Below are 13,474 nucleotides of genomic sequence, written 5' to 3' on the forward strand. Positions count from 1 at the left end.
CCTGTCCCTTGCCTGAAGCCTTGACCGAAAGGCGCCATAACGCACATATTGCGTTCGTAATTTTTTATTCGGGGCTACTTTTACCCTCCCGATCCCCTTTCCCTCCAGGAGTCGATCCATGAGCACTTATGACGTCGTGATACTGGGCGGTGGCCCCGGCGGTTACAACGCAGCGATCCGCGCTGGCCAACTGGGTTTGAAAGCAGCTTGCGTTGAAGGACGCGCCACCCTCGGCGGCACCTGCCTGAACGTCGGCTGCATGCCGTCCAAGGCGTTGCTGCACGCCTCCGAACTTTACGACGCGGCCATGGGCGCGGAATTTGCCAACCTGGGCATTGAGGTCAAACCCACCCTTAATCTTGCCCAGATGATGAAACAGAAAGATGAAAGCGTGACCGGATTGACCAAGGGCATCGAGTTTCTCTTTCGCAAAAACAAGGTCGACTGGATCAAGGGCTGGGGCCACATCGACGGGCCGGGCAAAGTCACGGTGACAGATAACGCGGGCGGCAAGACGGAACTGAGTGCCAAGGACATCATCATCGCCACCGGTTCCGAGCCCACTCCCCTGCCCGGCGTGGATATCGATAACAAGCGCATCCTCGATTCCACCGGCGCACTTTCACTGGCGCAAGTGCCCAAGCATCTGGTGGTGATCGGCGCCGGCGTGATCGGCCTGGAGCTGGGCTCGGTGTGGCGGCGTCTGGGCGCGCAGGTGACCGTCGTCGAATTCCTCGACCGGATCTGCCCCGGCGTGGATGGCGAAGCAGGCAAAACCCTGCAGCGCTCGTTGAGCAAGCAAGGCATCAGCTTCAAGTTGAGCTCCAAAGTCACCCGCGCCACAACGTCAGACAGCGGCGTGCAGCTCAGCGTCGAACCCGCCGCTGGTGGCACCGCCGAAACGATTGAAGCCGATTACGTCCTGGTGGCCATCGGACGCCGACCTTATACACAGGGTCTGGGACTGGAGAACGTCGGCCTCGCCACGGACAAACGCGGCATGCTCGCCAACAAGGGTCATCGCACCGAAGCCGCCGGGGTCTGGGTAATCGGCGACGTGACCTCCGGACCGATGCTCGCACACAAGGCCGAAGACGAAGCCATGGCCTGCGTCGAGCAGATCGTCGGCAAGGCTGGCGAGGTCAATTACGAGCTGATTCCCAACGTGATCTACACCAAACCCGAACTGGCCAGCGTCGGCAGAACCGAAGAGCAACTCAAGGCTGAAGGCCGGGCGTACAAGGTCGGCAAATTCCCCTTCACCGCCAACAGCCGGGCGAAGATCAATCACGAAACCGAAGGCTTCGCCAAGGTCCTGGCCGATGAGCGCACCGATGAAATCCTCGGCGTGCACCTTGTGGGACCTAGCGTCAGTGAAATGATCGGCGAGTATTGTGTGGCCATGGAGTTCAGCGCATCCGCCGAAGACATTGCCCTGACCTGCCATCCACACCCGACCCGTTCGGAGGCCTTGCGCCAGGCGGCGATGAATGTGGAGGGGATGGCGACGCAGATGTAAGGCTGAAGAATTGTCGTGATTGCTCTACCGCTTTCGCGAGCAGGCTCGCTCCCACAGCAGCTCAATGATGCCCTGTGGGAGCGAGCCTGCTTGCGAAGCAAGCGACTCGGTCTAGAGCGGCAAATGCTCAAGCGGCAACGCCCCCGGCGCCTTCACCGTATGAATCGCAAAATTGCTGCGGATATCGCTCACACCCGGCAACTTGAGCAAACGCCCCGTGAGAAACCGATCATAGCCACGCAAGTCCGGCACCACCACCTGCAACAGAAAATCCGATTCCCCGGACACCAGAAACGCCGAAATCACCTCGGGCAACGCCGTTACGGCCAGGCGAAAGGCTTCGGCCTGTTCGTCGTTATGGCGCTCGACCTTCACCCCGACGAACACCGTCAATCCGAGTCCGACTTCATCGCGATCCAGATTGGCCTGATAGCCACGAATCACCCCGGCGTCTTCCAACATCCGCACCCGCCGCAAGCAGGGCGACGCGGACAGGCCGATCTCGTCAGCCAGCTGCACATTGCTCAGGCGACCGTCCCGTTGCAGCGCGGCGAGAATCTTGCGGTCGTAGGCATCGAGTTTCATGGTTTGGCAGATCCGGAGAATTCATCGGGCACTTAATGGCAGATTATGCCAACCCAAGCTGTTTTAGAAGCAAACTACGCAAGCACCTGCCCTGCCCCTTCGCCCTAGACTGGCCGTACCGAATCGACAACGAATGGGGTGCGACATGGCGGGACTCTGGCTGTTTTTCATGGCGCTGGCGGTGGTGTACCTGCTGCCTGGACCAGACATGATCCTGCTGTTGCAGACCGGCGCGCGTCAGGGCAAAGGCGCGGCATTGGCCACTGCCGTGGGATTGGCCATCGCCCGGGGTTGTCATGTGGCATTGGCGGCCCTCGGGCTGGCGGCACTGTTCAAGGCGGCGCCCTGGACCTTTGATGTTGTACGCCTGGCCGGTGCCGCGTACTTGTTGTGGATCGGCATTCAGTGCCTGCGCACGACGATGCTGCCGAACCTGAACGGCTCGAATGCAACCGGCGAAAAACCGCGTTTTCGGGAAGCGATCCAGCGCGGTTTGCTGACCAACCTGCTCAACCCCAAAGCGTTGCTGTTCTGCTCGGTGCTGCTGCCGCAGTTCATTGATCCCCACGCAGGACCGGTGCTTGCGCAATTCGCCACCCTGGGTGTGGTGCTGGTGGCCGTCGGTTTACTGTTCGACAGCGCTTACGCCCTGACCGGCGCCGCCCTGGGCCGTTGGTTGCAACGCAGTCCATCAGCCCAACGCCTGCAGCAGTGGTTGTTCGGTAGCCTGTTGATCGGTTTCGCCGTGCGGCTGACGTTTGTTCAGCAGGCTTGAGCCTCACTGAACCTTGCGGCGGCGGCGATTGATCAGCATCAGCGCTGCTGCCGTAACGGCCAGCACACCGCCCACCTGCAGTGCTCTCTTGTACGGTCGCAGCGTTGACCGAGCCGCGTCGGTGACCTGGGTGACATAGCGTTTGTCGGCGTTCTGGAAGTCAGGATCCTGGCACTGATGGCCAAAATCACCGGCCCACACAACATACGGACCATTCTCGACGTAACGCCGATAGAACGCGCTTTGTTCTTGCAGACTTGTGCCCCAGTTCGACGCCTTGCACAGCACCGCTGCAAATGCCTGACTGCTGTGGGGTAAATGATTTGCAGCCTTGTTCGCCAAAGCGGTGGCGACAAAACGGTAATGGAAGCGTTCATCTGGCTGTGCGACTGTCGCTTGTTGTCGCTGGACCTCGCCCTCGGCGATTAGCGGTCCCACCTTGAGCTCAGAGGTTTCAAGACTGTAATTGCCCCCGAAGGTCGCATAATCCGGAGACATCTCGTAGCCCAACAACTCCATTCCGTCGTAACGGGCCACCTGCGCGGCATGGAAATAAGCGAATGCCCGTTTGGTCGGCCACCATTTCGATTCGGCATCGTCTCTCAACTGCCCGTACCAACGAGCCTTGTGTTGCAACTCGACACGGTCAAAATACGCAGGTGCTTCGTCATAGCGCTCTTCGCGCAATAATCGCCGCGCGAGCAAGTTGCGCAGTTTCGCCGCCACCGGCAACGGCACGTAGTTATCACGATCTTGCTGAGTCAGCGCCGGTGGCGCCGGTACCTGGGTACCGACGTATTGCTTGAGTTCATCAACGGTCAGCACCCGCTCGGCGACCGTCGCCGCATCCAACCAGTAGATCTCATTGCTGCGGTAAAGCTGATCGAACGCTTGCAGATAATCCCCGCGTTGCAAGGCAAGAATCGCGCTTTCACCTTCAACCCGACACTTGGGCTGCACTGATTCAAAAGCCCAGTCCGGAGTGCGCCGCTCGCCCCAGGATTCATTCTGTGGGAAGGCCTGGGCCGCTTTCGCATAGGCCGCAGCCGCCGCATTTTTATCGCCTTCGCGCACCGCCAGCTTAGCCCGCAGCCACCAGGCCAGGCCGCCATCACCGGCGTGTTCGAGGAATGCCTTGGCGCTGGCGTAATCGCCCTGTTGATAATTCACCGCTGCCAGGCGATCGGCATTGTCGAGACTGCCGCGGGTGCTGCCTTGAAGTAGCTTGATCAATTTTTGTTCGTTCGGCGGCTGATCACCGAATGACCAGCCCAGGCGACTGATCAACGATGCCGTGACCAATTGCTGCACTGGTTGTTGCTTGAGCAGTTCAGCCAGTTGCTCCTCAGGCATATTCGCCAGATCGGCCATCAACAATTTCAACGAGGTGTAGCCCACGGTCGAACCGTGGCGGTTTTGCGTGGCATAGAGTTCGATGGCGCTGTTCCAGTCGCCCATGGTACGCGCCACGCGGGCCTCTTCACCGAGGCTGGCGACGCCCAGCTCCAGCGGATCACTGTAGCCGTCGATGCTCAGTTGCCGGGTTTGCTCGAACGCGGTTCTCGACTGCGCCAGCAGGTCGGAGCCTGCGCCCGCTTGCGAACTCATGGCGAACAACGCGCGACCCAACGAATAGGCCGCCCAGGTACTGCGCAACGCCCGTTGATCAGCCGGTAACGCGAGCACCTTCTGAAAATAATCCGCCGCCAAACCCTGGTCATCCGCAGCAAACGCCACGGCTCCAGCCAGATACAGCCTGAGTTCGGCAGGCAGACTCGCGCCTTGCGCCTCAACCTGGCGAGCATCGGTCAGACCACGCAGCTGCTTCACCAAAGCTTGTTGTTCGACGGTCAAACCGGTTTGCTCGGCTTGGCTGCGTTGTTCCGCGTAGTCGGTGGCGTCCATGCCATACGCAACTTCTGTGACGTCTTTCAATCCACCGATCGCCTGCCCAAGCCGATTGATCTCAAACCGGAAGTTGCCTTCCGGCAACTCCGCCAGCGACTGGCCACGGTTATCCAGCAGACGCATGGGAAAGTCAGGCCCGCACGCCAGTGCCGAGCCCAGTGGCAGGCTGAGACTCAGGCACAGCAGATGGCGCGGCCAGTTATGGGTGAACATTCGACTCTCCTTGATCAATTTTTGCGCAGCGTGCCCAACCGATGGCGCGCTGCCCGCCGGCCGCTATCCGACCGTCACGCAGGCGGGTGAAGGTAAGCAGATCCGGACCTTGTTGCAATGCATACCCGGCCAGCGCATCAGCCCCCTCGCAACCTTGCACCGCCAGTGTCAGACGCTCGGGCCAGGCGCTGTCGAGATTGCCCTCGTTGCGCACGCCGATGTCGTAGAGGCCCTGGTGCGCCGAGAGGCTCAGCGCCAGCCGACTGTCGAGGGCATCACCGCGCGCCACGGCGCGCAGGGTGGTCAGGCTCCAGGCCCGACGGTCATTGGCCAGCGGCAGGCGAAACCAGATCAGGCCGGCCAGATGCGCCGGCGGGTCGGCGCGCAGTTCGGTGCCAAGCTGGCTCAATGGCTGCGGATCGGCCAGCAGCTCCCGGCGTTGGCCGTCCCGCTCGATGCTGACTTCACTCTCCACGATTGGCGAACCGCCGGCATCCGGCAACAGCGCAACGCCGTAGGCCGGCAGCGCCAGATAGAACGGTTTCGCAGAGACGCGACTCCAGGCTTTCACCCACTGCCGTGCCTGATCCGGATCAAACAGTCCATGACGCGGATCGCTCACCGCATGTACCTGCAACACGCTGCTGTCGACTGTGGATAACAACGCTGGCAACTCGGGACTGTCGAGCCAGGCCGGCAGTGCGGTAATGCTCAGCGGCACAGAGGTCGGCAGCACAGCGAGCAAGTGCGTCAGGAATTCGCGATAGGCCGGCAGCCGAGCGTTACCCGCGTCGTGGTCGATTTCCACGCCGGCGAGCGTCAGGCCCTGTGCCTGCCAGTCACTGATCACCTGCTGAATCTGCGTCGTGACCTCTTCCTGATTCAGCGACTTCAGCTGCCCATCGAGGCGAATCACGGCAATCAACGGCCGACCATCGCCTTTGAGCAGCGCCGGATCAATCCGCGCCCGACTCCAGCCCGCCTGGGGAAAAGCCTGCAACGCCAGCACTCGAAGGGTCGAGAAGTCTGCACGGCTGTCTCTCAGCGCCGCTTCATGAGCCGGTGTCCACTGCCTTTGCCAGACGTAGAGCTGCTGATCGAGTGGTGGGGCGTCCTGTCGTTCGCAACCATTGAGCAGCGCCAGCGCCGTCAGCACGATCATCCAGCGAGTGAGAAAAACCATGAAAGCGTCTGTCCCTGAAAATGCACAAAGGGCCGTTAACGGCCCTTTTTCGTTCTGCCCACTACCCTACTCAGCCATCGACCGCCGAGCAAATGTTCACCTCAGTTCATTCTTCACAGGTCCAGAACCAAAGGCTGCGAACCCTGAGCCGGAATCGCACAGCAAATCAGAACCTGCCCTTCATCCGGTACTTCCGCTGGCGGCTGTGGGTAATTCACCTGGCCACTGATCAGTCGCGTCTTGCAGGTACCGCAGGAGCCGCCGCGGCAACTGAATTCCGGGCGCAAGCCACGGCTTTCCGCCAACTCCAGCAGACTGCCGCCGTCGGGTTGCCAACGCGCCTCCTTGGCCGAACGCTGGAACACCACCGGCACCGAAGTGGTGGCCGCAGGCGGCTGCTCGATAACCACCGCATCGGGGTCCGGGCGCCGACGCAAGGTTGATGGGCCGAAGGTTTCCGCGTGAATCCGCGTATCACGAATATCCAGTTCCCGCAGGCTGTCGTACAGCCCTTGGGTAAAACTGCCGGGGCCGCACAGCACAAAATCCACCTGATCGTAGTCCTCGGCCTCAATCAGGGTTTTGATCAGTTCCACGTCGATCCGCCCAGCCAAATCGAAATCCTCGCCCTCCCGCGCCTCCGGCTCCGGTTGACTGAGCAGGCGCACCACCCTGACCGCGTCACCGGCTTCGTCGAGTAAGCGGTTCAGTTCAGGACGAAACACCTGATCGGCCAACGTGCGCGAACTCTGCAAGAACAAGGTCGGGCGTATACGGCGTGTACGCAACCCTTGATAAACCACCTCACGAAGCATCGACAGCAACGGCGTGATGCCGACCCCGGCGGCCAGCAATACCAGTGGCCGACGCTCATGGGGCGCCACGGTGAAATGCCCTTGGGGCGCGCGTGCCTCCAGCAGGTCGCCAACGCGAACCTGCTCATGAAGGTGCGAAGACACTCGCCCGTCACGCTTCACGCTGATGCGGAAAAAGTCATCAGACGGCGCACTCGACAGGCTGTACGTGCGGATATGCACGTCACCATCAATGTTGAATCGCAAAGGCAAATGCTGCCCGGCCTGAAATAGCGGCAGACCGGCGCCATCGGCTGGCTCCAGATAAATCGAACGGATGTTGTGGCTTTGCGCTTCGACCCGCACCACCCGCAGGGGCCGCCACTGATCGCCCAGGGCCTTTGCTTGCAGACGCGCCGCGGCTTGCGCCCAAGTGCCGGTGAGCAAACTGGTGGGCGATACGCCGTCGAAGCGCCAACGCAACGCCAGAGCAGCAGGACGACGAACAACATGTTCCACGTGGAACGTCCACAGACGTTCAGCACCTTGAAATGCCTCGACCTGCGGTCCTTCAAGGATGATTTCGGTGCGACCGCTCAGTTGCAGCAGATCACCCGAATTGAAATCGATGAACAGCAAACCGGCCCGGGGATTGACCAGCAGGTTGCCCAGCGTGTTGAAAAACAGATTGCCGGCGAAATCCGGAATGGTCAGCCGATTCCCTTCCACGTGTACGAAGCCGGCCTGTCCGCCGCGATGGGAAACGTCCACCGAACGCTCGCCATCGACGTCCACGTAACTGGCGACAAAAAAGGTGTCAGCCTCGGCAATCACGGCTTTGGTCGCGTCATCCAGTTCGTTGAGGTGCTGGGCGATACGCGTCGCCGGGTCCGCCAGCGGCACGGTACGAAACTGGCGCAATTGGATGTATTGCGGGCAATTGCCAAAGGACTGTTGCACCGTCACCCCGAAGCCGTCCGCTGACACGCCGCCAACACGTCCGTTGATGCGGTTGCGTCGCCGGGTGTGCAGTTCGATCCCCAGCAGACCGATGGCCGCCCCCTCACTCAATTGCGCGGGATCGTCAGCGGCCGGCAGGCTGCTGAATTGCAAAAGCCCGGGTTCGGGCGAGTGAGCGAAACCCGGCGCGCCTTCCAGCACACTGGCCCACGGATTGCCATCCGCATCGACTGCCCCATACAGCATGAACGGCAATTGCTGGTAGAAGGTGCGGTGCTGGTCGGGCATTTCGCTGCGAATCACCCTACGGCCCAACGTCTCCATTCGCTCGACAACGCCTACATGTGCCTGCAATTGTTGCTCGCCGGCATGCCACGGTGAACGGTCCATTACGGATTCTCCCCTGCACCCAAGGCGCAGCGTGAAAGGCCCGGAAAAGCCGGGCCACCAGCATCAGGCAGTTTTTTGCAGGCCAGCGACGGTGCGCGGCATGCCGACAAAACCGGGCAAGGCTTCGACCCGGGCCAGCCAGGTGCGAATGTTGGCGTAGTCGTCCAGCGACACATTGCCTTCCGGCGCGTGGGCGATGTAACTGTAGGCAGCCACGTCGGCAATCGTCGGCTCATTGCCGGCCAGATAAGCCGTGTTCGCCAGTTCGTGATCGATGACCTTGAGCACGGTGTGGGCGTAGGGGATCACTTCATCAGCTCTGTAAGGCGCACCGAACACCGTGATCAGCCTCGCCCGGGCCGGGCCGAATGCGATGGGACCCGCAGCGGCGGATAGCCAGCGCTGCACTTTTGCCGCGCCGACCGGATCGGTGGGCAGCCAGCGACCGTTGCCATACTTTTGCGCCAGATAAACCAGGATCGCGTTGGAATCGGCCAGCACCACACCCTGGTCATCCAGCACCGGCACCTGACCAAACGAATTGAGTGCCAGGAACTCCGGTTTTTTGTGTTCGCCCTTGGCCAGGTCCACCAGGATCAGCTCGGTCGGCAGTTGCAGCAGCGAGAGCATCAATTCCACACGGTGAGCGTGGCCGGAACGTGGGAAGTTGTAGAGTTTGATGGCTTGCATGGTCGACTCCGGGGGGTGAGTGGCGCTGTTCGGGAACGAGCAGCACCGATGGCAGCCATCTTCTACCAATCATCAAAACAACAGAATAATCAGTAAACGCAATCCATTATTTCAGCTAGTGAAATTATCCATGCAATGCAGGATGCGTTCTGAGGCCATCCACCACGAAGTCGACAAAACTGCGCACCCGGGCCGGCGCCTTGCGACCGCCTTGATAGACCACATGGATAGGCAGTGGCGGCATTTCAAAATCCGCCAGAATAATTTCCAACTCCCCGGCTGCAATCTTGCTTGCCACCTGATATGACAGAATCCGAGTACACCCAAGTCCCAAGGCCGCCGCAGTAATGGCAGCCTGATTCGCCGTCACCACCAGACGCGGTTCGGCCCGAATGCTCAGCGGCTCGCCTTGCTCAAGAAATGGCCAGTTTCTTGATTGACCAATGGCGGATGTCGCAATGATTGGCGTATGCGCTAGTTCCTGCGGGTGCATTGGTCGCTCATGGCTGGTCAGAAACTGCGGCGAGGCGACGATTACCCGTCGAACCTCCCCTACCCGAATCGCATGCTGATTGCTGTCGGGCAGCTCTCCAATGCGTACCGCAACATCGATCCCCTCCTCGACCACACTGACCACACGATCAACCAGCAGCGCATTAATCGACACCTCTGGGAATTGCGTCAGAAAACTCACCATCAGTGGTGTGACGAACAGCTCCCCAAACAAAACCGGCGCAGTTATCGTCAATTGCCCACGTGGTTGGGCATGACTTCCTGCTGCCGAATCCTCGGCTTCCTGCACTTCGGCGAGAATTCTGCGACAGTCCTCCAGATACCGCTGACCCGCCTCGCTCAAATGCACACTGCGCGTCGTACGCGTGAGCAACTGCGTGCCGATGCGCTTCTCCAGCGCCGCCACCGCCCGGGTGACGCTGGCCGCCGACATGCCCAAACGCCGCGCCGCCGCCGAAAACCCTTGCTCCTGGGCAACGGCAGTGAAGACCTGCATTTCCTGGAAGCGGTCCATGGGCATGTCCTCGATTGAGATAAAAAAATCGCAACCGGAGGCTGCGATTTTCATGGTGATTCAAAACCGGGATTTTTGACAACCTGGCATTTTTCAAACCTCCAACGGATGAGCGAGTTCGGCCGAGCGATGCGCACTCGCCGTCAGCGCCTTCTCCACCAGTGATTCGAAGCCACCGACTTGAAACACCTTGATCGCAGCCTCGGTCGTCCCTCCGGGCGAGGTCACCCGACGGCGCAGCTCGCCGGCCTCGACCTCACTGCCCAGCGCCATGCGAGCCGCCCCGAGCGCGGTCTGCAGGGTCAGCTGCACGGCAGTTTCCCGTGGCAATCCGAGTTTCTCGCCGGCAGCGATCATGGTTTCGATCAACAGGAAAAAATACGCCGGCCCGCTCCCGGACACCGCCGTCACCGCATCGAGCTGCTGCTCCTGATCCAGCCACAGTGCCAGGCCGACAGCCGATAACAATCCCTCGGCCCACGTCCGCTGTTCGGCACTGACACGGGCATTGGCATACAGCCCGCTGACACCCTGGCGCACCATTGCCGGGGTATTCGGCATGCAGCGCACGATGGCCACCTCACCCAGCCACTTCGCCAGGCTGATGCTCGTGATGCCGGCAGCGATCGACACCACCAATTGCCGAGGCAGCAGGTGCGGGCGCAATGCTTCACAGACCGATTTCATGGCTTGCGGCTTGACCGCCAGCACCACCACATCGGCGCCTTCGACGACGAGATGGTTATCGGCGAAGGTTTGAATGCCGTGTTCGGCATGGATCCGCGCACGTTGTTCCGCGCGAGGGCAACTTGCGCGAATCAATGAAGCATCCAACCCCTTGGCGCGTAATCCGCCGATCAGGCTGCCAGCCATGTTGCCCGCACCGACGAAGGCAATTCGAGTATTGCTCATGAGCCTTCCATCAACGCAGCTGATTGAAGACGCGCTCGATGCGGGTCAGGCCCCATTCAAGCTCGTCGAGCGTGATTGAAAGTGGAGGCGCCACACGCAGGACATTTTCGTGGGTTTCACGGGTCATCACCCCTTCCTCCAACAGTGCCTCACAGTAAGGTTTCGCCGGGCGATCCAACTCGATCCCCACCCACAATCCGCGACCACGCACTTCTCTAATCGCAGGATCATTGAAGCCTTGCAGTCGGGCCTTCAAGTGCTCGCCCAGGCGCGCACTGTTTTCAATCAGCCCCTCTTCATCCAAAACCTTCAGGGCTTCAAGACCAATGGCCGCAGCCAGCGGATTGCCACCGAACGTCGAACCGTGGCTGCCGGGATCAAACTGATCGAGGATCTCCCGCCCGGCTACAAATGCCGACACCGGCATGATCCCGCCACCCAAAGCCTTACCGAGAATCAAGGCGTCAGGACGAATCTCTTCGTGTTCGAAGGCGAACCATTTCCCGGTGCGTCCAAGCCCGGATTGAATCTCGTCGAGGATCAGCAAGGTATTGCTCTCGTCACATAGCTTGCGCAATTCGCGCAGGAAGCCTGCCGGAGGAACACGGATACCCGCCTCGCCCTGAATCGGCTCGATCAGCACCGCACAGGTATGCTCGTTGATGGCGTCGCGAAAACTGGCGATGTCGCCAAAGCGTGCCTGTTTGAAGCCGTCGCAAAACGGACCAAAGTCAGCCTTGTAGGAAGGTTCGGAAGAGAAGCCGACAATGGTGGACGTACGCCCGTGGAAATTGTTGTCCGCGACGACGATTTCAGCGCGGTTCGCCTCAATCCCCTTCACCCGATAACCCCAACGCCGTGCGGCCTTGATCGCCGTCTCGACGGCCTCGGCACCACTGTTCATCGGCAATGCGCCAGCAAACCCGGTGACCCGGCAAAGTGCTTCCAGAAAGGCACCCAGCGGCTGGCTGTAGAAAGCCCGGGACACCACACTGATCTTGTCGATCTGAGCCACCGCCGCCTGGCGAATCCGTGGATGAACATGGCCGTGGCTGACCGCGGAATACGCCGACATCATGTCCAGGTAGCGCTTACCCGCTTCATCGGTTGCCCACACCCCTTCCCCTTTGACCAGCACCACAGGCAGTGGTGAATAGTTATGAGCGCAGAAGCGGTTTTCCAGCTCGATCGTATCTACAGAGTTCATCATCAACTTCCTGAAACATTGAATTCGGAGGCAGTGCCCTCAGGCACCCAGAAGCTTGCCGGTGCGGATCGGCACCGGGCCGGAAACCCGTCCCAGCGGATCACCGGGTCTGACGTAGCGGATTTCACGGCGCATGTAGAGCACACCGCTGTTGTGGCTGCTGAGCGTGGTGGTTTCGCCCGTCGTGGGGTCGACAATGTCGAACAGCGCCTGGCCTGCCTCGACATGGCTGCCGACCGGGACGCGATGTACGAGAATGCCGGCGGAGCGGGCATAGAACTGCTCACTGCCGGACAGCGGTGTGGCCGGATTGAGTAACGGTGGCTGCGGCGATGGAATGCCCTCGATGGCACCGCGATGGATCAAGTACTCGATAATCGCGGCGGCGTCCTGTTCGGCCACTTCATAGGACACGTCGCGCTGCCCACGGTGCTCGATCGTCACCGCAACCGTACCGTTGGGTATCGGGAACGCTTCACCGAACCGGGCTTGCAGGTTTGTCCACAGCAGGCACAGCGCTTCATCGAAGGAGTAACCCTGCGAGTCATTGGCCAGCAACGACACCTGTGCGCCCAGGTATCGCGAGAGCGGCTCGACTTCGCTCCAGATCTCTTCGCCGGTGTACAGATGCATGGCCGCTTCGCGGGAACAATGCAGATCGAGTACCACGTCTGCGTCGTGGGCCAGCAACATCAAGGTGCGTTGCAATGACGCGTATTCATCCACAGGGTCCCAGGCCGTGAGGCACTCGCGCCACGCCGAACGGATCAGCGCGCGATTGCTCTGGATGTCCTGACTGAGTCCACCCTCGATTTTTTGTGCAATCTCTTGGTGGTAAACCGGGAAACTGCGGTTGTAGTTACGACCACTGCCCAACTCGAAACGTCCGCTCAAGGCGCCCATGACGTACTGGCTCAAGCCCGCCGGATTGGCCACGGCCACCAGAACGATTTCGTCCTTCAGGCGGTTGGCCTTTTCCAGGGCGACCAGGTGTCGACGCAGCATCGTCGCCACCAGCATGGCGGGAATTTCATCCGCGTGCAGAGCCGCCTGGATGTAGATCTTGCGGCCCTGTCCGGTCGGTCCGTAATGCTCGCTGTCGATGTGCCTGCGGCTGCCATGTGTCGCCTGAAGCAATACGTGTTCGCGATGTTCCATAGGGTAAAACTCTCGAATTCAAAGTAGGACGGCCACTGGGTGAATCATAAAGAGAGGCTCTGGACCGCCATAAGGGCGGTCCCGGCTATCCCGATCGGGTAAATCGATCAGGTGAAGAAAAATCGTTCATCACTGCCGTCAGCCGGGTTTGAA

11 protein-coding genes are annotated in these 13,474 nt (G+C 60.5%); 2 read left to right on the forward strand and 9 right to left on the reverse strand.

Going from position 1 to position 13,474, the window contains the following annotated elements; translation table 11 throughout:
* Window positions 1–118 precede the first annotated feature (118 nt).
* A complete protein-coding gene (gene lpdA / locus ACW9HW_RS02495) occupies window positions 119–1,519 on the forward strand; it encodes a dihydrolipoyl dehydrogenase (protein ID WP_457398083.1) in 1,401 nt (466 codons plus the stop codon).
* A 111-nt stretch (window positions 1,520–1,630) separates the two neighbouring features.
* On the opposite strand, the gene ACW9HW_RS02500 is transcribed toward lpdA, so the two are convergent.
* The gene (locus tag ACW9HW_RS02500; RefSeq protein WP_095194559.1) at window positions 1,631–2,104 is read right to left on the reverse strand and encodes an Lrp/AsnC family transcriptional regulator; all 474 of its coding nucleotides are present in this window, start codon (window positions 2,102–2,104) and stop codon (window positions 1,631–1,633) included.
* A gap of 145 nt (window positions 2,105–2,249) precedes the next feature.
* On the opposite strand from ACW9HW_RS02500, the gene ACW9HW_RS02505 reads away from it, so the two are divergent.
* A complete protein-coding gene (locus ACW9HW_RS02505; RefSeq protein WP_457398087.1) occupies window positions 2,250–2,879 on the forward strand; it encodes a LysE family translocator in 630 nt (209 codons plus the stop codon).
* A 3-nt stretch (window positions 2,880–2,882) separates the two neighbouring features.
* On the opposite strand, the gene ACW9HW_RS02510 is transcribed toward ACW9HW_RS02505, so the two are convergent.
* The 8 genes from ACW9HW_RS02510 to ACW9HW_RS02545 all read right to left on the reverse strand — a co-directional run bounded on the left by ACW9HW_RS02510 (window position 2,883) and on the right by ACW9HW_RS02545 (window position 13,321).
* A complete protein-coding gene (locus tag ACW9HW_RS02510; protein WP_457398090.1) occupies window positions 2,883–5,000 on the reverse strand; it encodes a hypothetical protein in 2,118 nt (705 codons plus the stop codon).
* On the reverse strand, window positions 4,987–6,183 hold the full coding sequence (locus ACW9HW_RS02515; RefSeq protein ID WP_457398092.1) for a DUF3142 domain-containing protein: 1,197 nt from the start codon (window positions 6,181–6,183) through the stop codon (window positions 4,987–4,989). The genes ACW9HW_RS02510 and ACW9HW_RS02515 overlap by 14 nt, the downstream gene beginning before the upstream one ends.
* A 113-nt stretch (window positions 6,184–6,296) precedes the next feature.
* Window positions 6,297–8,327, reverse strand: a complete 2,031-nt coding sequence (locus ACW9HW_RS02520) for a pyridoxamine 5'-phosphate oxidase family protein (RefSeq protein WP_457398094.1) — start codon at window positions 8,325–8,327, stop codon at window positions 6,297–6,299.
* 63 nt (window positions 8,328–8,390) lie between these two features.
* Window positions 8,391–9,017 carry a glutathione S-transferase family protein gene (locus ACW9HW_RS02525; protein WP_095194554.1) on the reverse strand — a complete coding sequence of 209 codons (627 nt, stop codon included), beginning with the start codon at window positions 9,015–9,017 and terminating at the stop codon, window positions 8,391–8,393.
* A 124-nt stretch (window positions 9,018–9,141) separates the two neighbouring features.
* Complete coding sequence (locus tag ACW9HW_RS02530; RefSeq protein ID WP_457398142.1) at window positions 9,142–10,044, reverse strand: LysR family transcriptional regulator; 903 nt, start codon at window positions 10,042–10,044, stop codon at window positions 9,142–9,144.
* A 93-nt stretch (window positions 10,045–10,137) separates the two neighbouring features.
* On the reverse strand, window positions 10,138–10,956 hold the full coding sequence (proC, locus tag ACW9HW_RS02535) for a pyrroline-5-carboxylate reductase (RefSeq protein ID WP_457398097.1): 819 nt from the start codon (window positions 10,954–10,956) through the stop codon (window positions 10,138–10,140).
* Window positions 10,957–10,966: 10 nt separating this feature from the next.
* Window positions 10,967–12,163, reverse strand: a complete 1,197-nt coding sequence (gene rocD, locus ACW9HW_RS02540) for an ornithine--oxo-acid transaminase (RefSeq protein ID WP_457398100.1) — start codon at window positions 12,161–12,163, stop codon at window positions 10,967–10,969.
* 39 nt (window positions 12,164–12,202) lie between these two features.
* Entirely contained in the window at window positions 12,203–13,321 is a 1,119-nt protein-coding gene (locus tag ACW9HW_RS02545) for a succinylglutamate desuccinylase/aspartoacylase family protein (RefSeq protein WP_457398102.1), read from the reverse strand.
* Between the last annotated feature and the right edge of the window lie 153 nt (window positions 13,322–13,474).

The organism is Pseudomonas sp. SDO5532_S415 (genome assembly GCF_054071155.1).